Here is a 24,172-nt window from a genome sequence, read left to right on the forward strand (position 1 = left end):
GCCGACGGACAGCGCGAATGCTGCTTCGCGGGGACACGGATGCCGCATCCACCCCGCTCTTCGCTGCAGCGAAGGCGGACAGCATTCCTCGGCCCCTCCCGCTGGTGATCAGTAGCCGTAGGTCATATCCCGCTGCCCATTTCTTCCGCCACGGGGTGCGGCCAGTTGTCGACGGGGGCAGGTCTGATGAAGCCGGCATGCTCGCGGTTCGCCTGCGGCACGCGTCCCAGAAGGCTGTCGAGGATGCGACGCGCTCGCCAGGCCAGCAGGCCTAGATTTGGATCAGCCAGCCCGCGCTGCCCGAGGGTCGCGCTCTGTACGAAGATGCGCCTTTCAGGCGGTCCGTCCCAGCACACGGAAAAATCTTCGCGGATAGCCAATTCGTTGTCGCTCTTTTCCAGCCGGCAGGCCATCGGCTCCAAGAAGTCTGGCAACGCGTTCTCGTAACCGGTGGCCAGGATGACGATGTCGGCCGTGACTTCTTCGAGCTCACTCCTGCCGCGGCGCAGGGTCAGCCTGTGACCCGCGCCGGCGTTGACGCAGTGCGAGACGGTGCAGCCCGGCCGCAGTGTGATTTCGCAGTGGCTTGGCTCCAAAAACGCGTGCCGGTATAGCGCTTGATAAATCGCGCTCAACGTCTCTTCCGAAATGCCGTCGGAAGCAAGCACGAAACGCCTCAGGTACAGTTTGCGCTGCGACTCGCTCATTGCCGCCAAGCGATCCGAAGAGCACGCTATGAACAACTCGTTTGTAAACGGGCTGTTGTCGATGGGCTGATAGTTTTCGCCCTCCGAGACCCAAGTGATCGATCGAGGCCGCCGCTCTTTTGGCAGGCCGACGAGGTGTAATAGCACCTCCGCTCCCAACTGGCCTCCACCAACCACGCAAACGTCCTTTTTCCAATCCTCAGGATGGATGCGCGGTAAATCCGATAAGTGGAACAGGTTGCGCCCGGTCCAGCCCTGAAACTGAGACGGAATCCGCGGCTGCTTGCCGATGCCGATCACGAGGTCTCTGGCGCCACGAACTGCGTCGTCCGTCCACACCCGAAATTCGCCCTCGAAGCGGATTTCGCGCACAGTCTCGCCGCCGCAGACAAGCGGGTTCCGGTGGAAGGCCCAGTTCAGGTATTGCTCAAACTCAGCTCTGAGCACGGCCTCGAACTGTGCGTTCAGGAAGTGGAATAGACGCCCGTTCTCGTATAGATAGTTTGCGAAAGTGTAGGCTGATCGCGGGTTCACCAGCGTGACCAGATCCTTGAGGTGGTTGACCTGGGGTTCCGGCGAATCCAATGCGCTGCCGGGGTGCCACCGGAAGTCGACCTGCCGATCCAAGAACAGTGCCCCTCGACCGATCTGCTCGTGTATCTGACACGCAAGGCTGAGATTAGGCGGTCCAGCACCCACCCCAATGCAAGAGATGTCCACTTGTCCTGCTCCTATAGATGTTTCCCAAACACGCGATGCTCGCGGCGAACATCGGCCATGGTCATTCGGCTTCCGCACTACGCGGCCATTCTCGACGCCGGTGCGGCTGGATTCGCTAGCGTTTGTCCCCGCGTTCGTGTGGTCGGCTGTGTGAGGCCCAGGGATCCAGCCAAGTGATGAGATCGACACTCATGTCGGGACGTGGGGGCCGTGCGCGGGATCGACGTTTCCACCCGCTTCGATGATAGCGTCTCGCTCAGCGGATGCTTACCGACCTTATTCGGCGTGTGAAGCGGGCGCAGTCGCTCGCCTCCAAGGTGATGCGCCCACTTCTGACCGGTTGTGGATCAGCCGAAGCGCGGTCCCAGTGCGGCAACAGCATTCTTCAGTGACCCTGACCATAGGAGGACATCCTTCTGATGTGTTCAGAAGATTCCCTGCATCGAACGTGCCAGAAGGAAAATTGATCAAAACAACTGGCAGCAGGTTTGTGATCGTGTCGGCTATCCGACGTTGAGGTGGGAAACCTTGCACCGGCGGCAGATTTGTCCCGGTGCTCTTACCGGTAAGCTAACAGGGTAGCTCCGATCCCGAATAAATGTTCGCTTAGCCTGATCATGGCAGGACGTGCGCTGATGTGTTCGGAATGTTCCCTCAATCGACGTGCCAGGAGGAAACTTTGATGGAACCAACTGACAGCGGGTTTGTGATCGTGTCGAGTATCCGACGTTGAACGGCAGGCCTTGAAGGTTTGCACTTTGTCGCCCTTCGGAACAGCACCAGCTTGACCAACTCTAGCGTTTTTTTCAGATGGGCGCCGTCCGGGGAATCCGGTAATGTCTCATGTGTCATGCGACGTGGATCTCTCCCATGATGATCTGATAGGCATAGCATTCTTACGTCGCATGACGCTCCCATTAGCACTCGACTAAGGTGCGCGCGGCAGCTTCTTCGCGCGCCAGCACAAGCTCCCTTCGTCGAGGTCAATGCCGATGACGTGGGCCATTCGTCCGACCGCTGCGCTCGAGCTTACATCTCCGCCGGCGCAGCCGCCGTCGATTACGGTGGAAGCCGACAGCGGCTCGAGGCGATCAGCAGCGATTGCGTTGAAGACGCCAGCACACGCCAAATCGCGGCAAGGAGCGCGCGGCCACCAGGTCGGAACGTTGTTCCTGGCCAGACAATCCTCGTCGCGCGATTGGTTCAGTAAGGTATCGTCATCGAGATAGCGGCTGCAGTTCGTTCATGCATCTCATACGCCAAGACCGCTTTGCACCCTCGGGTCCAACCCACGATCCGGCTTCGGCGACATCCATTGCGCCCTTAAGTCCGCAGCGAAGCGTGGCGGCATACCGTTTGAGATAGCTCACCTTCGCCGAAAATCCGTCCGGAGTGTTGAGAAGCTCGCGCACGGCATCGGATTTGGAGGAATGCAGATCGTCTGCCGGTCGCGCCGAACGGGTCCGCCGGTCGCGAGCACAAATGATCAGGCTCGTGACGCTGCGGGATGGATCCAGGAAGCGAGCGACGAAATTGAGTGATGAACCCTAGGCATCAGAAGGAGGACGCCGCTCCACCTTCCGCCTTGCGCATGACCTGGAGAGATTTCCGGTGGGCGTCGCCTCCCGAGCAACGCTTTTTCATGTCCGTTACTCTCCGTAAAATAGATTGTTTCGATGGAGCCCATCTACGATGTGAATGCGTGCGCCTCGCATGCGATCAACAACCGAACCCCAGAGCTCCATAACGAATGCCTGCGCAACTCGCCTGCAAACTCGACGCCCGATCTACTTATGAGAAACCGTACGATCGGCGATGCCGATCATCCCAATCGGAACTGCCCCACGTGGCACGGGCGAGCCAGTCGATTGAGAGATGACTGGCCTGCTTTGCAGCTGCGGTAGGTGGCCAATCCGGCAGCGTGCTGTTTCTGACTGGCCGTCCAGCCGCGCTTATAGGTTTCGTCTGTTCAACGGCCGCGCGGCAATCGCCGATCGACATCACGGGCGCGGTGAAGGTGGATACTGCGCACATGCGCTAGGTGGGCACAAGGACCGCGGAAGAGATGAACAAGAGCCACACCAATTCAAGTCGAGCTGACGCAAGGCAGCAGCTGATCGATCCGACTGACGATCTCAAGCTCATGTAGCGCGCTGGAGTGGCGGTCTTTGCCTCGGCGCCCGTACCATCGGCGCACCACTGCGCACGCTGACAAGCCGGAGTGGCCGGTGACCGGACGGGTTCGCCTTCTAGTGAAAAACCGTCTTTCACTTTGATCGAGCGGGATTCTGCGTTGCGCGATTTGTGTCCGGTCTGGTTCGGTTCTTAGTCGCACGCGATGGCCCGCATTCATACGGTAGATGCACTTCATCGAAACTATCGATTTTACGATGCGTAACGACCATGAAAAACGCTGCTCGGAACCTTCTGAGGACGATCAGCTGCATGAAGTACCGAGCGGATATCAGCGGTCTGCGGGCCGTCGCCGTTGTTCCGGTTGTCCTGTATCACGCTGGTTTTTCAGCGGTCAGCGGCGGGTTCGTTGGGGTCGACGTCTTCTTTGTGATCTCCGGCTTCCTGATAACGTCTGACATCATCGAGCGCACCGACAGGGGCGAATTCTCGCTGCTGGACTTCTATCACCGCCGGGTCCGACGGATTTTTCCTGCCCTGTTCGCGATGCTGGCCGCATGTTTTGCGATGGGGTGGTTTGTGCTGCCGCCGGGTGAGTTCATCGGCTTCGGCAACAGCGCCATTGCCGCTGCGATTTCCGCCAGCAACTTCTTTTTTTACGTCAACACCAACTATTTCACTGAAGCCGCGACCTCGCTCCCTCTCCTGCACACATGGTCGCTGGCCGTCGAGGAGCAGTTTTATTTCCTTTGGCCTCTGGTGGTCATACTCATGATGCGATGGCTGAGACCGTGGGCGGCAGTCATCGTCGCGGCGCTGGGCATCATCTCCATCACCGCCGCTCAGCACTGGCTTCAGAGCGATCCGCCCTTTGTATTCTACATGCTTCCGACACGCGCTTGGGAACTGCTCACGGGCGGGCTGATCGCGCTGCCTGCTGCTAAGGCAATGAGGCCAACCCGAACGATTGCGGAACTCCTCGCTGCCTCAGGTCTGGCGCTCATCACCGCTTCACTCTTCCTGCTCAATCAGGATACGCCATTTCCCGGCCTATACGCGCTTGCTCCTTGCATTGGAGCGGCGCTCATCATCGCGGCCGGCTTTCACCGCGACACGATGGTTTCGAAAGCGCTGTCGATCAAGCCTGCCGCCTTCATCGGGCTCACATCCTACTCGCTTTACCTCTGGCACTGGCCGTTGCTGGTCTTTGCAGGCATCTATCGGAATCGCGAATTGTTCGTCTCTGAACGTGTCGCGGTCGTACTCGCCGCACTGCTCGCGTCAGCACTCTCCTGGCGCTTTGTCGAGCGCCCGTTTCGCCGGAGGGCCACAGGCTGGAAGTGGATGGTACCGACCGCCGGCACAATGGCCGGCGTCTGCTGTCTATCCCTGGCTATCATCTACAGCTCCGGCTTCCCAAGCCGGGGTCCTGACGACGGTCCTTCTGTTCAAGCGCTCAGAGCGGAAAGAGCCAAGTTCGAATCCTCTTCCTGCCTCCAGCGTGGCGGGCTCATTCCCAAGACGGGCGAATGCATCCTCGGCTTCGGCAATATCGCTCCGAGGGTCGTTTTGTGGGGCGATTCTCAGGCTGCCCATCTTGCCTCTGCTTTAGACGAGGCGGCCCGGACGACAGGCGTGCGCGTCAGACAGATCACAAAGGCGGGGTGCGCTCCTTTTCCCGACATGACGATGCTTCCCGCCAGTCCCTTGAGAGCGGATTGCCCGGCCTTCAATGCGTCCGCGCTCCAATCGGTGCTTGCCGATCCCAACATCACACTCGTGATCCTGGCAGGCCGCTGGAACGCCTACTCGGGGCGTGGAGGCAGCTTCCTCTCGACAGACGGAAGCTGGCCTTCGCAGGAGACTTCCAATGCCAACTTCACGTCCGCGATAGAACAGACCGCTGCCTCACTGGCGGCCCATGGCATCAAGACCGCCGTGGTTGGACCCACGCCGGAACCATCCATCGATGTGCTGACTTGCCTCGTCCGTGCCGACTTCATGAAGGGCGACGCGCCGTGCTCTACCATGCCGGCCGAGATGTCCTGGCAGAACAATCGAATGCTCGCGGATCTGCTGCCGCGAACCGTACAGTTCATTCCCATAGTCCCAGCTCTGTGTGGGCAGCAAAACTGCCCGCTGAGATCAGGTGAAGACGTCTTCTACCTTGACGCGATCCACCTTTCGCCGGCGAGCCGGCATATCCTTGCCCCTATTTTCGCCAAGCTCATCTCTTCGTCAGCCATGAATTCGGCTAAGGCAGGCTTTCCGGGGCAGTGAGGATCGCACACTGCTTCCGTCCGGCGCCAGCTAAAGGTCATCACGAGCTGCGGCGAAAGCCCTACCTTAAGTTGCCTGAGGGCACTCGTCTTGAGTTATATGAAGCTGCAATTGCCCTCGACATGGGGCAGCCGGGAACAATGGCAGCCTATGCCTGGCGCTGCAAAGAGCATTGCCTTGAGCGAACGGCTGTGCTGGCCGCAGCAATAGGTCCTAACTCGTCTACCAAGCTAACGACTGTCTTTCTCAACTGAATTAAGCCAAGCTACCTTTCTCGTCTTGGGCCAATCTGCCGCGGCCGTGCTTCGATGAGCTCGAGCAGCGCCGCTGCACGGCCTTTGGGGCCGTCTCGGGCGAGAGTTCGACAAGCAACTCAAGACCGGAGCATTTTGTTCGGTCAGGCCTCGTGCACTGCCTCGAGGAGCTTCGCGCCGCCGCGATCTTTTTCCCGATATCTGAATAGTTCGCCCAAGTGAACTAAAGCTTCGAGCGGCATCGGTGCAACTCCCGAGCCGGTCAGCGCGCCAAAAACAGCGGCAATGTCGGCTTGTCAACAATCCATTTCGTTGCGCCGCCGAAGAGCCGCTCACGCAGGCGACGGCTGCCATAAGCGCCCATGACTATCATGTCGGCAGATGTATCGATTGCGTGCTGCGCAAGCACCTTGGCCGCCGATTTGCCAGCACTTGGCAACAGGTCAACCGACACCCGAGCACCGTGGCGCGTGAGATAGGCAGCAATATCGGCTCCAGGTTTCGCGCCGTACCCTTTGTGGTTCGCCTTCGGACCCACCAGGACAACACGAACTTCCTCAGCAGCGCATAGGAGACCCAGCGCTTCCCGAACGGCACGGGATGCCTCGAGTCGCGAATCCCAACCGACCAGGACGCGCCTTGGCCACAGGGTCGCCTCAGCGCGCTTGGGCACAATAAGCACCGGTTTTCCCGTATCAAATAAGCTGCCGTTGATGACGACAGGTCCGACAACACTGTCGTTGAGAAGTGCGGGGCCGACAATGGTCAGGTCGGCGCAGAGTGCCCGCTGTCGCACCACCTCCCCCACGCCAGTCAAATTGCAATAATCCGTATCGACATCATAGGAAAGGCACATTGCCCTCAGCAGTTCCTGGATCTTCTCGGAGCGTCTTTCCAGTCTGGGCACGTCCAGTGTAAATCTGTCTTGCCGAAACTGATTGTTCAATGTGGCCATTGCCTGTCCACGCCCCGTGGGCCACTCGGGGACACCATCTCTCATCGGCCGATATGACAAAACGAGCATCAGAGCCGGTATTATCCGTACGGAAAGATGCGCACCGACTTCAGCACACAAGCCGGCAGCAGTTTCGACGTCATGATCGGAATGGTCTGCGTCCGTCACACAGAGTACGCTTTTAAAACCCATTTGCCTGCTTCTTCCTGAGTATCTCGTTTAGTCTAGCGGCAGGCCGCAACACCGACTCACAGCGCGAGGGAAAGGGAGTGGCACTACACCTCAACTGATTCAGCCGTCCGGCATCTGGAGCGAGTAGCCGGCCGACCTGACAGTGAGAATGCCGCCGCCGGGCCAAGCCTTCTTGAGGGCTGTTCTGATCCGGCTGACATGGACATCGACGGTGCGTGGTTCGACATGGATGTTTTTCTCCCAAGCCGTGCCGATAAGCTCCTTCCGGCTGAAGACCTTGCCGGGAGCCTCCATCATAAGCAGCAGCACGTTGAACTCGATGACTCCGAGGTGAATGTCGTGGCCATTGCCGCGAATCCGGCGGGCATCCACCTTCATCTCGAGGTCACCAAAGGTGAGCCAGCCGCCGTTTTCAACGCCATGTGCGCCCCGCTTCGGCAGCGCCAGCCTCGCCCGTAGAAAGTCGAGCAGGTTGGCCGGGACGATCGGCCGCACAAATCTCTCGTCAATGCGAGCCTTGAGGAGATCGAGGTGCTGGTCCTCGGCACCCGGCGCGATCAGGGCAATAACGGTAAGGTCGGCGGTCCGGGGCTCCCCCTTGAGCCGGGCGCAGATTGGGGCCCCGGTTATGCTCGCCGGACCGCAGTCCAGCACGACGGCCTGGAATTCGCGTTCGTCGGCCAATGCAAGCACTTCCTTGGCGCTCCTTACCGGCTCAGTGGCGAAGCCGTCCACCTCCAGTATGTGGCTGAGCAACAGATAAAGCTCGGCATCTTGCGAACAGATCAGGATGAGTGGCTTCATCGGTGTTACTTCAGGAGCTTGATCCGCCTGGACGGCGTCGGCTGCGACGGTTGGCCATCGCGGCTGCTGAAGATTGTCATGGCCCCTGGGCTCGAAACCTGCTTCATCACGCACGCGCCACCTCGGGATAGGTTTCGATGGCTGCGATTGCGTCGCTGACCAGCTTCGTGCCGGCCCCGGCGAGCTTCCGCAACGTCTCGAAGCCGAACCGGTGGACGTCGCGCAGCGTCTTCGACAGAGCGACCAGCCGCCCAGTCGTGAAAAGCACGCGCCCAAAGCCTTCACGGCTCAGCTCCATGATCGGCGATGCCATCAGGCCGCAGCGCTCCTCGATCGCAAGCCCAATGGCGGTGTAGAACATATCTAGCCTCCACAGGACGTCCGGGTCGGGATCGCCTATGATCGGGATCGCACGGCGCTGTTGCTTGGTGATGATGAAGGCGGCCAGCAGTTCGCGGTCCGCTTTGCCTTCCCACGCGCCGTAGGAGTCCTGAGCACGTATTAGCCGCACGAGGCATTTGAGAAACGGGCTGGCAAGCGCCACCTCGTCCTCATCGACAGCAAGGCTAAGGGCAGGGTCGAACATTTCGCCTCCTCATTTCAGTCCTCGTCTTCAAAGGACGGCTTCTGTTTCGCGACGCCTGCCTCAGCCAGGACCTTGCGCAGCCAAGGTGGAGGGCAGGTCCTGAGCATCAGCTGCGTGCGAACCAGCACCTCTTGGATGCTCTGAGTATGCCGCACCTTGATCGGATGGATTTTTGCCGAAACAAGCTTGGCTGCCGAAGGTCCACCGATCGCCAGGCAAAACAGGAGGTGGCAGCCCTTCAGCGCTTTTATCTTCGGTGTGATGCGGTCATCCCTCTCGGAGTGATGTTTCCCACTTTCGTCGGAGACGTCGTCGAACTCGATGACTTCCACAAGCTCCCACTCCTCGCGCGTCATATCGTAGATGACAAAGCGCTTGGCCGACCCGAAATGGGCGTTGAGTTGCTTGACGTCCTGGGTAGCGATTGCCACCCGCAAAGCGCCTGCTTGTCGTTCACGCATCGGACGGTGAACCTCGTCAGTGACGAGTGAGAAGCGACGCATCGGGCTCACCTGGCGTTTGGCGTTTGCGGAATGGATCGAGCTCATCAGGCGTCGGCGCACGCCGGCCGGCCTGGAACAGGTTGGCAACCTCGAAGACCAGGTCACGGGTCCCTTGATAGAGGATCGAGAGCCTGTGCTGGCTGCCAAGCCGGTCGAAGACGGGGAAGCCGATGCGCATAAGCGGAATGCCAAGGCGTTTCGAGGCCTGGCGTCCATGTGAATGGGTGACCAGAAGATCAGCGCCGCTTGCAAGTGATTCCAGATCGCCGAGATCGCCGACCTGAATCGACTCCGCCGGTACCTTTTCCAGAATTTTCGACATACCGGTCGTCGTGACGGCCGCCGTGATTGCGCAGCCCATGTCGACGAAGAACGCTCCGAATTGATAGAGTTGGTCTGGTTCAGCAGCGATCGCAATTTTCTTGCCTCCGAAGTGGAAATGTCCGTCGAGCAACGCATCTTGCAGTTGCGCCCGCCGACGGCGGACGCTTGCCGGCACAGGCTGGCCAGAAATAGCCGACAGCAGCGAAACGAACTGATCGGCGCCCTTCAATCCGGTCAGCGACTGAAACAGCACGTAAGGCACGCCGGTCGCCTTGTAGAGAACCTCGGCCGGGCGGCGCATATGCTCGCCGATCGCGATGCAGTGCTCGGCCGTGCCGAGCTCGCGGATATCCTCGATGCTCGTTCCGCCATAGGTGGTGGGGACCCAGTGGTCTGGCACGGTACCGTCGAGCGAGCCTGAAAGGTCTGGCAAGATCACCGATTGCAGGCCAAAGCTTTCGACCATCTCGCGCAAATGCTCGAGGTCAGCCACGGTGAGGTTCCAGCCAGGAAGGATCGCGATCTTCTTTGACTGCCGCGCCCGCTCCCCAGGCTTTGTAATGCCTTCGATCATGGCGGTGACAGCCTTGGCCCAGCCCTCTTCAAGGGCGCCGGCGAAATCCGGCGTGTTGGCCAGCACGATCTCGGTACCCGCGAGTTCTTCCGCCCGTCTCAGCCTGATGTCCGAAATGTCGCCTGCGCAATCCTCGCCACGGGTTTCCACCAGGGCCGTGGTGCAGACCCCAATCAGCTTTGGCGTCGTGCGGGTCTTGAGGTTGAAGATCGCCTCTTCCAGATTGTCCGACCCGCCGAGGATGATTGTTATTTCATCCATCGCGGTCGTCTGTAGGGGAATCGTTTCCTTGAAATGCCGCACGAACAGCACGAGGGCAAAGCTGGTGCAGCCCTGGGCGCCGTGGAACAGCGGCACTGCGCCGTCAATGCCGAGAAACGCCAAGGCGGCACCAAGCGGCTGTGACGATTTCAGCGGGTTGATCGCGGCTGATTTTGTCTGGGGAAGGATACGCGTCATCGGATCTCCTCAGCACTCACGCAAATCGTCGGCGCCTTGCCGGCGGTTTCCTGGACAGCGTGCAGGTTCTCGGCGTCGTCGCTTGGGCCCGGCAGTGCGTCGTACCCATGGATCGGACCATCCCACGGGGGTCGCTCGCGCACCTGGCGCCAGATCGGGTTGTGAATGGCGAGGTCGATCTGGCGTACGAGTTCCACCATGCCGTCATAACCGGCGTAAGGGTGCTGGCGCTCCTGGTTGATGTCGAGCCAGGGCATCTTGGCCTTCAGCGCGACGAATTGCGTGCGCCCACCCGAGAGCATGATATCGGCCTTGCCTCCAGAGAGGATGGCGTAAAGGTCGCGCGCTGACATCTGCTCGAACGTATCGTTGTCGTCCTTGAGCATCTGTTTGATGCGCACCTTGTCTTCGAGCGTGGATTTCTTGACCGAGGTGCCCACGATCTCCATGCCGATCTCCACCAGCGCATGGACGAGCGACCAGGACTTCACACCACCGGTGTTGAGCAGCACGCGCTTGCCTTGGAGCCGCGGCCGGTAGGCTTCGAGCTTCTTCCATGCAATCGCCTCCTGCTGGGCGATCAGCCTCTCCGTGCGGTCCAGGATCTCCGGATCGGCCCCCTTCCTCACCAGGAGCTCAGCAATGTTGCGGAGTGCTTCCGACGTATCCGAGATGCCATAGAAAGAGCCCTCGAAGAACGGGATGTCCCAGCGCTCGTCCATCTTGCGGGCTAGAGTGATGAGGGCCGTCGAGCACACCACCATGGCCGCCCGGGCGCTGTGCGCGGAAGCTACGTCGCGATAGCGCGCGTCGCCCGGAATGCAGGCGCGAACCCGGATCCCGAGCCGATCCAGGAGCGGCTTGACCAGCCAGAATTCGCCGGAAAGGTTGAATTCACCAAGGACGTTGATGTCATACGGGCCGGCGTCGTCGGGTTCCACCGTGCCGATGACATGGTCGAGCAACGCCTCCGCGGCAAGCTTGTTGCCCAGGTTCTTGGAGCCAGCCAGGCCCGGCGCGTTGACGGGAACCACGGCCAGGCCGAACTTTTCGGCGGCGCGTTTGCAGACGGCCTCGATATCGTCGCCGATGAGCGCCGTCACGCAGGTCGAATAGACAAAGACTGCTGCGGGCGCATAGGCTTCCTTGATTTCGCGGATCGCCTTGAAGAGCTTCCGCTCGCCCCGCCCCATCACCACATCGAGTTCGGTAAGATCGGTCGTGAAGCTTGTGCGCCACAAGGTTGGCCCGGACGAAGCTGCACCGCGGTTGTCCCAGGAATTTCCCTCGCAGGCGAGCGGCGCATGCACCAGGTGGGCAACGTCAGTGATCGGCTGCAGGACGATCTTGGCCCCGTCAAACGCGCAGCCGCCCGCTGCCGCTCCCGGCGTCAGCGGCCGTGCGCAGCCTTCCTTGCGCGCCCTGACGTCCTTGCCACGGTTCTTGTCGCATGCAGGCTCGTCGAAAACGTCCTGGATCTTGGCACTGAGCGAGGTCATTGCGTCAGTCTCCAAAGTCCATTCGGGCAATGAACAGCCTGGGCGAAAAGCTGGCCGTGTGCTTTAGCGGGTGAGGTCATAGGAATAGTCCGTCACGCCCGTCTGGCTCGTCTCGCGATCGAGCTTGTCGAAGATCTTGTCGAGGATCGTGGTCAGCACGCGTAACCCGCCCTGGTAGCCCATGAGCGCAAAGCGATGGTGATGGTGCCGGTCGAAGATTGGAAACGTCAGGCGGATCAGCGGCGTGCCGGTGTCGCGCTCCAGATACTTGCCATAGGAATTGCCGATCAGCAGGTCCACCGGCTCGGTGAAGAGAAGCGATCGCAGCGCCCAAAGGTCCTTACCCGCCCAGACCTGAGCGTCCATGCCGAAGGGCGAGGCGTCAAGCAGTTCCTGCAACTCGGCTTGCCAGGCCGAGGAGCCGTTGGTTGCCAGGCAATGTGTCGGCTCGCCGCCGGTCTCCATGACGAAGCGGGCCATGGCGTACACGAAGTCCGGGTCGCCGTAGATCGCGTATTTCTTGCCGTGCAGCCAGGATTGGCTGTCGGCCATGGCATCAACCAGTCGGCCGCGCTCCAGTCGGATTGCCTCGGGGATTTCCTTGCCGGAAAGCGCCGACACCTTCATCAGCAATTCGTCGGTCGCCTGGACGCCCAGCGGATAATGGAAGGAAGCCGTGGCCTGCCCAACTTGCCCGCAATAATCCAGCGTTTTTCGCGTGTTGTAGTGCTGGAGCGAAAGCGTTGCCTCGGCGTCAAGTGCCCCCCTCACCTCTTCGATCTTGGTGCCGCCGTCATACATGCGGTATTCCCCGTCCGATGGCGTGTCGAACTGGTCAGAGGCGTCCTGGATGAAGGTGTAGGACACACCCATCATATCGAGCAGGCGTTTGAGTTCCCGGTTGTTGCCGACGCAGAAGCCGTCGAAGCCCGGAATGAGGTTGATGGTTCCCTTGGTTTCCGTGCGCTCCTGGCCTTTCCAGAAGTGCTCTAGAATGCCCTTCAGCATGCCGTCATAGCCGTCGACATGGCTACCGACGAAGGCCGGCGTGTGGGCGAAGGGCACGTCAAAGTCGCGCGGCACCGACTTTTCGTCTTTGGCGTTCTCGATGAAGCTGTGCAGGTCGTCGCCAATGACCTCCGCCATACAAGTCGTCGAGACTGCGATCATCTTCGGGTCGTAAAGCTGGTAGGTGTTGGCGAGCCCATCGACCAGGTTCTTCAGGCCCCCGAATACTGCCGCATCCTCGGTCATCGAGGAGGAAACCGCCGAAGCAGGCTCCTTGAAATGGCGCGATAGATGAGAGCGGTAGTAGGCCACGCAGCCCTGGCTACCGTGGACGAAGGACATGGTCCGCTCGAAGCCCGCGGCCGCGAACACAGCGCCGAGCGGCTGGCAGGCCTTGGCGGGATTGATCACAAGCGCTTGTCGGGCGAGGTTCTTTTCGCGGTATGCCCAGGTCTTGGTGAATTCACCCTGATCGGCAACGATCTGATCCGGGTGCGGACATTCGAAATTCAGCTTCTTCCCGGCGAGCATCTGCCTGTATTCCGGCTCGCGGAACAGCGGAGCGTGGTCGAGAATCTTTTCGGCCGACTGCGGCATTGGTATTACCTCTTTCCATCTGGCCGCGCCATACGGCAGCTCAGGTACGTGGAGACGTTTGCGGTTTCCCGAGGCTCACAAGCCGCGAGGGTTCATCGTCTCTCTGGGGAGACTAGGCCTGGGACAGGGCATCTATTCGGCAGCCATCGCCTGCCCACGGGACGGGCTTTGTTTCCAAGGTGCCTGGTAGAGGCCCCAGACCGGATTGTTGATCGCAAGATCCACGTCGCGCGCGAAAATGGCGAAGCCGTCATAGCCGTGATAAGGTCCCGAATAGTCCCAGGAGTGCATTTGACGGAACGGGATACCCATCTTCTGCACGGGGTATTTTTCCTTGATGCCAGAGCCAACCAGGTTGGGGCGAACTCCCTCGATGAACTTCTCCAACTCGTAGCCGGTAACGTCGTCATAGATCAGCGTGCCATTCTTTGCGTAATGGCCCGTGCGTTGATAGTCATCGTTGTGAGCGAACTCGTAGCCGGTGCCAACGATGATCATGCCGAGGTCTTCGTAAGCTGTGATGACGTGGCGGGGGCGCAGGCCGCCGACGTAGAGCATGACGGTATTGCCTTCGAGGCGTGGCCGGTACTTTGAGATGACCGCGTCGACAAGCGGTCTGTACTTGGCGATGACCTTCTCGACTTTCTCCTCGATTTCGGGGCCGAAATGCTTGGCTATTTTACGCAGGGAGGTCTCGATCTGGGACGGTCCGAAGAAATTGTACTCCATCCAGGCGACGCCATACTTTTCCTCCATATGCCGGCAGATGTAGTTCATAGACCGGTAGCAGTGGATGAGATTGAGCTTGGCCTTCGGGGCGCGCTCGATCTCGGCGAGTGTCGCGTCACCGGACCAGTTGCCGACCACGCGCAATCCTATCTCCTCAAGCAGGATGCGCGAGGCCCACGCGTCGCCGCCAATATTGTAGTCGCCGATCACGTTGACGTCGTAAGCACCGGCCTCGAAATCGACGTCCTTCTTGTCGAAGACCCAGTCGCGGATGGAGTCATTGGCGATATGGTGGCCGAGTGATTGCGAGACGCCGCGGAAGCCCTCGCAGCGCACCGGCACGATAGTCTTTTCGTACTCCTTGGCCTTCTTGCGAGAAACTGCCTCGGTGTCATCGCCAATGAGACCGATCGGGCATTCGGATTGCACCGTGATGCCGTTATTCAGCGGGAACAGTAGCTCGATCTCATCGATGATCTGTTCCAGTTTCTTGTCACCGCCGAAGACAATGTCTTTCTCCTGGAAATCGGATGTGAACTGCATTGTCCCGAACGTGTCGATGCCCGTTGTTCCGACGTAGTAGTTGCGGCGCTGTGACCAGGAATATTGGCCGCAACCGACGGGGCCGTGCGAGATATGGACCATATCCTTGACCGGACCCCAGACCACGCCCTTTGAGCCGGCATAGGCGCAGCCGCGTATGGTCATCACTCCCGGAATGGACTTGATGTTCGATTTGACGTCGCATTCGGAAAGGATCTCGTTTTCCCCGCCGGCCTGGTCCCCGCTCTTTGCGACGCTGAGATGCTTTTTGCGGCGCTTCGCCGCTTTGTCCGGATATTGCGATAGCACCTCCTCAATAAGCTTCGCATGGAGAGCACCATCATTCTCGTATTCCAGGCTCATGGGACCCCTTTCAAGGTGTCTGGTGACGCCTCACCGACGAGGCGCCGTTCTTTGCAAGGCGTGCCACCTCAAGGAGGGCGCCCAATATCGGTTACTGGGCTGCCGCCTTTGCCGCTTCCTTGGCCTGAAGCTCGGCAAGCATCTGCTCGTCGGTTTTCATGATGCCGAAATCGAGCAGCATGTCCTCGAGCTCCTCCATGGTAATCGGGGTCGGGATGGTACCCTGGCCAGAATTCGCATGGATCTTCTCAGCAAGCGCGCGGTATTCTCCGGCCTGCTTGGAGTCGGGCGCATATTGGATCACTGACATCTTTCTGAGCTCGGCGTGCTGGACGATGTTGTCGCGCGGCACGAAGTGGATGAGCTTGGAGTTGAGCCTGGAAGCCAGTGCTTCGGCCAGGTCAAGCTCACGGTCGGTCTGACGCTCGTTACAGATCAGTCCGCCGAGCCGAACACCGCCCGAATGTGCATATTTCAGGATGCCCTTGGCGATATTATTGGCGGCATAGAGCGCCATCATCTCCCCGGACATGACGATATAGATTTCCTGCGCCTTGCCCTCGCGGATCGGCATCGCGAAACCGCCGCAAACCACGTCCCCGAGCACGTCGTAGGAGACATAGTCGACATCGTCGTAGGCGCCGTTCTCCTCAAGGAAATTGATTGAGGTGATGACGCCGCGGCCGGCGCAGCCTACACCCGGCTCCGGGCCGCCGGACTCCACGCACTTGATGCCTCTGTAGCCTACCTTGAGCACGTCCTGAAGCTCGAGGTCTTCCACCGAACCTTCCTGTGCCGCGAGATGCAGGACAGTATCCTGAGCCTTCGAGTTCAGGATCAGGCGGGTGGAATCCGCTTTGGGGTCGCAGCCGACGATGAGGATTCGCTGCCCGAGGTCGACGAGAGCGGCGAGCGTATTTTGGGAGGTGGTGGACTTGCCGATGCCGCCCTTGCCGTAAAAGGCGATCTGACGCAGACGTGACATTAATAGGTTTCCTTCCTTGGTTTCATCCGTCGCGGCTGCCCGGGACACAAATGCCGATGGGCAGCTCTTGCCGCCTCACAACGAGGTCTCAAGTTTCGTGCCAACTTTTTCGAAGGACAGCCAAAGCGGGATTTTTCCTTTTGGCTCTAGCTAGTTAGCTTGTGCGCTAACAAGTGCTCGCTGGCAGATAGATTATTGTTGGAACAAGCCGTGTAGCGGACCCGACAATGCCCGACACAAAACGTCAGGTTCGAGCCACCGGAAATGGTCCTTTCAGTCAGAGCCGGTTTTTGGCTGCTTAAAGGCGGCGGTCATAGCGACCGGCTCGCGTCGTCCCGTCACGGAACATCAGACATCCGGGCTCGGAACTGCTGGCGCGCATGGCTGGTTCGAGACGGACGCCGAGGTCGGCATAGAACAGCCTGATGAGACGTCTGCCGACGATGACACCCCCGTCGGGCACGGAGAACCGGCACCGAAATTGCACGCCCTACTGTCACAAGATGTCGGGCAGCGATGGCGCGCTTCTGCCTTTAGTTCGGGTCATCGCAGCCAACCCATGTTGGGCGAGGATGTTCATGACCGAATCGGCGACGGGTCTTATCGAGACTGTTCTGCACGGCCCAGAAACGCCGGATCGACTATCTCCTCCCGCATGGGGTGCGGTCATTTCGCTTGCTTTGGGCACCTTCGGGCTGGTGGCGGCAGAGTGTCTGCCAGCCAGCGTGCTGACGCTGATAGCGCGCGATCTCGGCATCTCAGTGGATGCGGCTGGATATGCGATCACAGCGACGGGCATTGCTGCGGCGATCTCAGCGCCGACGATGGCCATTATTGCAAAGCGCCTGGACCGCAGGACCGTCCTGTGGGCAATGATGCTGCTTCAGATCCTGTCCAACCTTCTGGTGGCAGTCGGGTCGTCGCTGCCGGTTTTGCTGGCAGCACGCGTTATGCTCGGCATTGCGCTCGGAGGCTTCTGGTCGATTTCGGCATCGCTGGCGATACGGCTCGTTCCAAATCATCTTCTGCCGCGCGCCATGTCAATCATCCTCGCCGGCGTTTCGGTCGCTCTCGTATGCGTGCCTGCATTCGGCGCCGTCGTCGGCGGCAGCTTGGGATGGCGAGTGGCCTTCACGCTCACCGCAGTGCTTAATGCTGTTACGCTGCTGGTGCTGCTTTTAACGATGCCGACGCTGCCTCCGGTTGAAATGGCTGGATTCCGCAGTCTGCTGGATGCGGCCAAAGATCCGACCATAAAGGTCGCACTTTTGGTCGTACTGCTGGTCGCTTCTGGGCACTTCACCAGCTTCAGCTATATTCGGGTCTTCCTCGAGACGACTCCCAAGCTCGGTACCAACGGGATCTGGATATTGTTGCTCCTTTCTGGCATAAGCGGCTTCTTCGGCAGTTTTGCCGGAGCATTCCTGGCCAAACACAGTCTCAAGGCAGTCGCGGCCCTGCCATCCTTCCTTATGGCGATAGCCGCTGTCTCGTTGCTGAAGTTTGGAGCATCGACCTTTGCCTCGGCGATTGCGGTTTCCGTATGGGGCTTTGCCTTCGGCGCGGTGCCGGTGGGGTTGCAGACTTGGATACTGCTGCGTGCGGTTCCCGAGCAGGCCGAAAGCGCCGCCGTGCTGATGACCTCAACGTTCCAGGTAGCCATCGCAGCCGGCGCGATTTTCGGCGGACTGCTGCTGAAGGATCCCGACCACGTCACGGGTGTCTTTGCCTACACCGCAATTGCCACATTGCTCGCGGCACTCACAGTGTTCGTATTCGACCCGAAACACGCAACCTAACCGCCTGGTGGGAGAGAAGCTCGCCGTCGAGGTGGACTCGCACCAGCCGCGCGACGCGGTCTGCGCACGATACTTTTTCGATCCAGGCCTTCGTCTCGCCTAGGATGGCCGCCTGGATCGCGGTACTGCCTCTTCCACGTCGGCTCTTCAACGGGCATGGACCAGCGCCGGTGCCTTGCCGGCCTGCACCGAGACTACAGCGAGCGATCAGCGCTCGGCCGGGCGGACTTGGTCAGGTTGCGCAGCCCATCTTCGCCGACATCGATGTCCTGATATTGCAAGGGTGTCAGCGCAACGACGGTCTCACCTCTCGAATGACTATGTCCGACAACTTCATGGCAACGACCTCGTCCCGCTGGTGGACGCCGACGAGCTTGGGAGATAAGGGCGCAATCTGCTCTTCAACCGTTTGAACGTCGGGCACAAATGGGCAGCAAACTTTTTCGGCGCGAGCTAGCGAGACCCGTCAAATCATCGGTTTTGAAATGCCGATTTAGTGCCTGCCAGGCATAGCGATCGAATGGATCACAGAAATCCTTTCAGTTGAGTTGGAGCGGAAGATCAATGCGCTCCTGCATCAAGCCTCGCTAGGGGCAGCCGAGGCTCTCCTCGAAATTTGCAGACGTCCCACTGACAAGATTGTTGGCTATTTGCGTGCCCGGTTGGCGCTCCGTTGCGTTCTGCCGGTTCCCGCAAACAGCGGACGCTTCTTGGCGACCTTTGGGTCGGCTTTGCGACAATTCTAGTCCAGTTTCCGACACAATGGATTTCGATAGGGACGCTCGGCGAGAGGAACACCATGCGTGTAAAGATCGTAGCCGAGTCGAAAGCGATCCTTATCGAATCCGGATCGTGGCGCTGCCGGCCTGCGTTCACGTTAGTCGCACGTAAAAACACGCCAGGGCAAACACACTGTGCAATCGCTGTGCCGGCCGATGCGGGGTATTGCCTGGGCTTGCCCTGTCTGGCCCGTCCTTTGCCAGCCGGCGCCGGACGGGTGAATACCCTCTCTACACAGGACTTTTGTTCGGTGTGATGACGTGACGGCTCTGGCGCGCACCTCCGGTTGGCGAAGACGTCGTACCGAAGCGATAGCGCTGGTGCAGGAGCAGCTTCATTGGAAATGGCATGCCGCTTGCAGCCTTGTGCTTAGAGCCCATCAAACCAGGAAGAAGGTGACTACCATGGCTGACGCCCCAAGCTCCAAACGATGGACAAAGGCGACGGTGGCCGTCTTCGCTGAAGATCGGGACGTCGTCCGGTTCGGAGATCCGTCCTCCGAAGCGGCTTTGCAACTGGGGTCCGATGCCGAGACGCCAGATGATGCTCGCGCATTTGCCGGAAATCGGTTTGCATCAGCATGTCAGTGGCCAAGAGGCTTCTCAAAATTTCGGCCGAGCCCACGTCGGCCGGAAACAGGCAAGTCCAGCCAATACGCTGAACCAGTTCAGCCACGCCGCTCTGCGGCGCGGAGAATCACTTTTGCGACGCATATGCTCATCCCGCTCCTGGTCATGTCCGGTTGCCAGCATTTTGACCCCGGGTATGAGGAGTGGGTGATCCATGCCGGCTCCGGCGCCCTAGTCGCGGCCAGACCAATCGCGGCGCTAGAAGGTGCCCTCATCCCTCATATCGATGGCTTTCGGGTGAGAAAGGTCTGGAGCCGGGCCGTTGCCACGAATCCGGAGCCGCGTCCCCCAATCGCCCACGTCGATGCGGTTCGGGTGAAGAACACCTGGAGCCGGGCCGTTCCCATACACCCGAATGGAGAAAGCATCGGGAGCGCCGTCGGCATCATGCCATGCACGAGACCCGCAGCTCGGTATTGCGCCAGCCCCTGCAAGAATCCAGTGCCACCTCCCTTCAAGGAGAAAATTGATGACCGGTAAAAAGAAGGTTCCCTTCGTCACGTTTCTTACGCGTGTCCGCGATGATTCAGTCCAGGGGCCAAATCCCTACCGCTGGGAAAAAAGAACATCCGACGACTACTTTGCCGGCAAACGGGTCATCCTGTTTTCGCTGCCCGGTGCTTTCACACCGACCTGTTCGACTTACCAACTGCCGAATTTCGAAGATCTCTATGCGGAATTCAAGAAGGAAGGAGTTGACGCGATCTACTGCCTCTCCGTCAACGATGCCTTTGTCATGAATGCATGGGGGAAGTCCTTGGGGTTGCAGAAAGTCGAGCTGATCCCCGACGGTTCAGGCGAGTTCACCCGCAAAATGGGCATGCTGGTTGCCAAGGACAATCTCGGCTTCGGTATGCGCTCCTGGCGCTACGCGGCTCTGGTCAATAATGGCGTGGTGGAGCAGTGGTTTGAGGAGGAAGGTTTCTCCGACAACTGCGGGACCGACCCTTATGGCGTCTCATCCCCGCAGAACGTCCTTCAAACATTGAAGGACGCTGCATGACCTGGTGCCGAGGATGTGCAGCTGCGTTTGGACGCCACTTGCACAAGGGCAAAGCTCTAAAGCGGCGCGTCCGGGAAGGTCATTCAAAGGTGACGCGCATGAGAGGCGTCGACCCTGTGAGAGATCGAAACCAGCCGCAGTCAAGAGCTTCTAGACAGGAATAAGTGACCATGCAACCGTCATTGAGCCTACTTCAGAAACAGTCTCTGGGATTATCGCCTCAACTCATCCAGTCGATTCGCCTGCTTCAAATGAACATTCCCGAACTGAATCAGTTCGTGGCCCAGGAGCTCGAGAGAAATCCCCTTCTGGAGTATGCGAAGATGTCCCGGGATCTGCCCAGGCAAGGGAAATCGAGCACCGCGCCTGGCGATCATCGTGCCTTCGAGGAGTTTGTCGCCTTACCAGAAACGCTGCACGACCATGTCGCTTCTCAGATTTCCTTCACCGCCTTCACGCCGCACGAGCGGCTGATTGCTAATGTGCTTGCGGGACATCTGGATGACACTGGTTTGCTTGGGGCAAGTGCTTCGGAGCTGGCTGGGAAGCTAAACATCCCGCTGGCCGATGTGGAACGAGTTTTGGGTATCTTGCAGCACCTCGATCCGCCGGGGATTTTCGCACGATCTCTCGGCGAATGTCTTGAGATACAGTTGCGCCAGCGAGACCGGTTCGACCCGGCCATGGCGGCTTTGATTGCCAACCTTGACGTGCTTGCGCGGTGCGATTATCGGACTTTGAAGGTGCGTTGCGGCGTCGACGACGAAGATCTTTTCGACATGCTGCAGGAAATCCGTGCGCTCGACCCCAAGCCCGGAAACGCATTCCACTCGGGCGCGCCGGAATGCATCGTGCCGGATGTCTGGGCCACTCCCTCGCCCGGAGGTGGATGGCAGATCGAGCCTGATCCGAACACGCAGCCCAAGTTGATGATCAAACACACTTATCTCAAGGAAGTTTCACGCCGAGTCGCCAAAAAATCGAAAGAGATGACATTTCTCAACGAATGCCTACAGAATGCGCTCTGGTTAATCAGCAGTCTCGATCAGCGCGTCAAGACGATCGTCAAAGTTTCGAACGAAATCGTGCGCCAGCAGCATGCCTTTCTGGACTATGGCGTCGCCCACCTACGACCCCTCAATCTCAAGGCGGTCGCTGACGTGATCAACATGCACGAGTCGACTGTAAGCCGGGTAACGTCGAACAAGTACATGCACACCCCACGTGGAGTGTTCGAGCTCAAGTACTTTTTCACTGTCGCGATCGCTTCTTGCGAAGGCGGTGACGCGCACTCCGCCGAAGCTGTCCGCCATAGGATCAAAGCAATGGTCGCCGAAGAATCGTTTGAGAACGTGCTTTCGGACGATGAAATCGCTGACCGGCTCAAGGAAGACGGTATCGATCTCGCTCGCCGCACCGTCGCAAAATATCGCGAGGCGATGAATGTCCCCTCCTCCGTACAGCGGCGCCGGGAAAAACGCTTGTGGCACAACGGTAATCAAGGCCTCAGGGCCTCGTGACGAAAAGCGGCGTTTAAACCGGTGTGACGCGTTCTTCACATTCGCCTTTCTCGGGGCCGAAGCAATTTTCGAAATCACTGCATTCCCGACAATTGGGCGCAGTGCACAGCGAAAACCCTTCGGCCTCGCAGAGTTTGCGGTAAAAGTACTTCTTCCATTTCATATTTTGGGTGTTGCCGGCCGCCAGCGTCGGAAAGTGTGTGGCCAGAAGGCGGTTGAGCTCGGTCCGGTCGGGAAGCCCAAGGTCCTGCCACAGATGGCCATCATGCATGGCGCGCCGGGCGAGGATCTTAGCGAAGCGGGCGCTCGCCGGATGACTCGCCCGGGCATGTGCCAGTAGCAGGCCGCGCAGAAGTTCTTCCTCTACACCCGGCTCAGCATCGCTGACGTTTGCCGAGGCGAATGCTGCCATCGCGGTACCAGGGAAACCGCGGGGCAAGACCTCGCGCAGCTCGGCAAGCGAAAGGCCTGTTGACTCCGCCACTGTCGTGCCAGCCTCGACCTCCTTGAGCGCACAGGAGAAGACGCAGGCAAGCACATGTTCGTCGAACTCCTTCTCCGGCTGGATCGTCGGCCATTGGCCGGTGCCGATATGCGCATCGTTTTGACCGGACATGGTTCCGTTCTCCTGGTCTGTGCCTTCACGCAGCACTCTGCCGAGCGCAACGCGGGTCAGTCAGTCTTTCGGGCACACGTGTGCGCAGGCTCGTGCCCAATGAGCGGTCGGGGAAATCGACCGCCTTGATCATGCAATTGAGCCTCGCCTTGAAACGCGTCCTGCAGCCTGTCGGGCAGGCGAGAATTTCACCCAGGACACGACGCCGTGAATTTGGCTGACGGCGCGAGCAGGTCCTGAAGCGACGGTTAGCCGTGAAGGCTCGCCCGTCGGCAGGCGAGATAGTGGGGAACCCCATCTGGGGCCGTCCAGGTGACGGCAGCGCCACTCATCGAAACCCACGCCAAGTTCCGTTCATGAACGTGCCATTTGAATCCGTTTATGCCGAGTGGAACGAAAAAGAAGCTGCGGCCACGAAGTTGGCCCCCTTATGATTTCAAACGCGCGCATAACCCAGCGCCTTGTTGATTGCGGGAATGATCTTGTCTCCCCAGAGTTCGATCTGGCGCAGCATTAGCTTTTGGTCGAAATCCCCCAACTGGGTCTGGATTGCGATCTGATCCGGCTTCAGAATGTCGATCTCTTGCAGCAAGCGATCAATCACGCGATTCACACTGCCGATCGGCAGGTTGTTGCGCATTGCCCCGAAGGACAGATCCTGCTGGGTGGGCGTTTCCTGCAGCAGATAGCCGTCGTGGCTCTGCTGCCGGCGCTGATGCAGCGCCTCGGACAGGCGGCGCTGGAAACGGGCGTTGTCGAGATAGCTGTTGATCTCCTCCTCGTCATCGCTGGCGTAGCAGCAACGCAACAGCGATATCCTGGCGTCCGTCACATTCCTGTCCTCGGAAGCCGCCGCCTCCTTGATTGCTCCGCGCAACGTGCTCAAGCTCGCCAGGCCGTCGTGGAATGCGGTGACAAAGAAATTGTGACCCTCTCGGTAGGCCCGTTTCATGCGGGCCGGCCCGCCGGCCATCCAGATGGGCGGTGCCGGCCTTTGGACGGTGCATACTGAAATCGCCGTCGGGGGTATTTTCTCATAGTGGCCATCGTGCTCGAAGATGTTCTGGTTGAGACCCTTCAAAAGGATATCGAGATGTTCCGAAAAGATCGCCGGCGCCTCATCGATACTGACGCCGAAGCGCTCGAACTCGAACTGTTGGTATCCAGAGCCGACGCCGAGTTCCAGGCGACCGTTCGCAAGGATATCGGCGAAGCCGATCTCGGAGAGCAGGCGCTGCGGTTTGTAGAGCGGCAGCACGCAGACGGCAGTGCCGAGGCGAATGGTGCTCGTCACTCCGGCGCAGTGGGCCACCATCATCAATGGCGAAGGGATCAGGCTGTAGTTGTTGAAGTGGTGTTCTGCGAACCAGGCTGTGCCGAAGCCGGCCTGTTCCGAAGCGATGGCCTGTTCGATCGAGTTTCGGATAACGATCTCGGGGGATTGATGATACCCACGTTGGGCGGCCAGGATGAAGGTGGCGAATTCCACTATGTTTCCTTGTTTGCTGATGGTTGGCGGATTTGGAACTGCGCTCATCCGAGACACGCGATTGCCTCGGATCGGGCGCCTGGCAGGGGCATAGTGGTACGATAAGCAGTCCGGATCCATG

16 protein-coding genes are annotated in these 24,172 nt (G+C 59.5%); 4 read left to right on the forward strand and 12 right to left on the reverse strand.

The window, feature by feature from the left end:
• Window positions 1–122 precede the first annotated feature (122 nt).
• Window positions 123–1,616 (reverse strand): SidA/IucD/PvdA family monooxygenase, encoded by a 1,494-nt coding sequence (locus tag FJ423_RS00075; protein ID WP_224656172.1) that lies wholly within the window; start codon window positions 1,614–1,616, stop codon window positions 123–125.
• A gap of 2,256 nt (window positions 1,617–3,872) precedes the next feature.
• Here FJ423_RS00075 and FJ423_RS00080 point away from each other — a divergent pair.
• Entirely contained in the window at window positions 3,873–5,840 is a 1,968-nt protein-coding gene (locus FJ423_RS00080) for an acyltransferase family protein (protein ID WP_064993569.1), read from the forward strand.
• 516 nt (window positions 5,841–6,356) lie between these two features.
• Here FJ423_RS00080 and FJ423_RS00085 read toward each other — a convergent pair.
• From FJ423_RS00085 to nifH, 9 genes are all read right to left on the reverse strand, one after another.
• Window positions 6,357–7,049: a universal stress protein gene (locus FJ423_RS00085; protein WP_224655972.1), complete on the reverse strand. Its 693-nt coding sequence runs from the start codon at window positions 7,047–7,049 to the stop codon at window positions 6,357–6,359.
• A 291-nt stretch (window positions 7,050–7,340) separates the two neighbouring features.
• Window positions 7,341–8,159: a response regulator transcription factor gene (locus FJ423_RS00090; protein WP_064993520.1), complete on the reverse strand. Its 819-nt coding sequence runs from the start codon at window positions 8,157–8,159 to the stop codon at window positions 7,341–7,343.
• On the reverse strand, window positions 8,152–8,631 hold the full coding sequence (locus tag FJ423_RS00095) for a NifX-associated nitrogen fixation protein (protein WP_064993521.1): 480 nt from the start codon (window positions 8,629–8,631) through the stop codon (window positions 8,152–8,154). Before FJ423_RS00095 ends, FJ423_RS00090 begins: the two co-directional genes overlap by 8 nt.
• Before the next feature lie 14 nt (window positions 8,632–8,645).
• Window positions 8,646–9,143 carry a nitrogen fixation protein NifX gene (nifX, locus tag FJ423_RS00100; RefSeq protein WP_064993522.1) on the reverse strand — a complete coding sequence of 166 codons (498 nt, stop codon included), beginning with the start codon at window positions 9,141–9,143 and terminating at the stop codon, window positions 8,646–8,648.
• Complete coding sequence (gene nifN, locus FJ423_RS00105; RefSeq protein ID WP_064993523.1) at window positions 9,109–10,491, reverse strand: nitrogenase iron-molybdenum cofactor biosynthesis protein NifN; 1,383 nt, start codon at window positions 10,489–10,491, stop codon at window positions 9,109–9,111. The genes nifX and nifN overlap by 35 nt, the downstream gene beginning before the upstream one ends.
• Window positions 10,488–11,990, reverse strand: a complete 1,503-nt coding sequence (gene nifE / locus FJ423_RS00110; protein ID WP_064993524.1) for a nitrogenase iron-molybdenum cofactor biosynthesis protein NifE — start codon at window positions 11,988–11,990, stop codon at window positions 10,488–10,490. Before nifE ends, nifN begins: the two co-directional genes overlap by 4 nt.
• A 63-nt stretch (window positions 11,991–12,053) precedes the next feature.
• Window positions 12,054–13,595 carry a nitrogenase molybdenum-iron protein subunit beta gene (gene nifK / locus FJ423_RS00115; RefSeq protein WP_064993525.1) on the reverse strand — a complete coding sequence of 514 codons (1,542 nt, stop codon included), beginning with the start codon at window positions 13,593–13,595 and terminating at the stop codon, window positions 12,054–12,056.
• 132 nt (window positions 13,596–13,727) lie between these two features.
• Entirely contained in the window at window positions 13,728–15,230 is a 1,503-nt protein-coding gene (gene nifD, locus FJ423_RS00120; protein WP_064993526.1) for a nitrogenase molybdenum-iron protein alpha chain, read from the reverse strand.
• Between the two features lie 91 nt (window positions 15,231–15,321).
• Window positions 15,322–16,215, reverse strand: coding sequence for a nitrogenase iron protein (gene nifH / locus FJ423_RS00125; RefSeq protein WP_064993527.1), 894 nt, complete (start codon window positions 16,213–16,215; stop codon window positions 15,322–15,324).
• Between the two features lie 578 nt (window positions 16,216–16,793).
• Between nifH and FJ423_RS00130 the strand changes: the two genes are divergently transcribed.
• The 3 genes from FJ423_RS00130 (at window position 16,794) to rpoN (ending at window position 21,946) form a co-directional block, all read left to right on the forward strand.
• Window positions 16,794–18,014, forward strand: a complete 1,221-nt coding sequence (locus FJ423_RS00130) for an MFS transporter (protein ID WP_064993570.1) — start codon at window positions 16,794–16,796, stop codon at window positions 18,012–18,014.
• Between the two features lie 1,878 nt (window positions 18,015–19,892).
• Window positions 19,893–20,426 (forward strand): peroxiredoxin, encoded by a 534-nt coding sequence (locus tag FJ423_RS00140; RefSeq protein ID WP_064993528.1) that lies wholly within the window; start codon window positions 19,893–19,895, stop codon window positions 20,424–20,426.
• A 170-nt stretch (window positions 20,427–20,596) separates the two neighbouring features.
• Window positions 20,597–21,946 carry an RNA polymerase factor sigma-54 gene (rpoN, locus tag FJ423_RS00145; RefSeq protein WP_084015736.1) on the forward strand — a complete coding sequence of 450 codons (1,350 nt, stop codon included), beginning with the start codon at window positions 20,597–20,599 and terminating at the stop codon, window positions 21,944–21,946.
• 13 nt (window positions 21,947–21,959) lie between these two features.
• Here the strand turns inward: rpoN and FJ423_RS00150 are convergent, their stop codons facing one another.
• Together FJ423_RS00150 and FJ423_RS00155 are read right to left on the reverse strand one after the other, a co-directional pair.
• A complete protein-coding gene (locus FJ423_RS00150; protein WP_064993572.1) occupies window positions 21,960–22,562 on the reverse strand; it encodes a nitrogen fixation protein NifQ in 603 nt (200 codons plus the stop codon).
• A 436-nt stretch (window positions 22,563–22,998) separates the two neighbouring features.
• Entirely contained in the window at window positions 22,999–24,051 is a 1,053-nt protein-coding gene (locus tag FJ423_RS00155) for an LLM class flavin-dependent oxidoreductase (protein WP_064993530.1), read from the reverse strand.
• Between the last annotated feature and the right edge of the window lie 121 nt (window positions 24,052–24,172).

This window comes from Mesorhizobium sp. B2-8-9 (assembly GCF_006439475.1).
GTDB lineage: Bacteria > Pseudomonadota > Alphaproteobacteria > Rhizobiales > Rhizobiaceae > Mesorhizobium.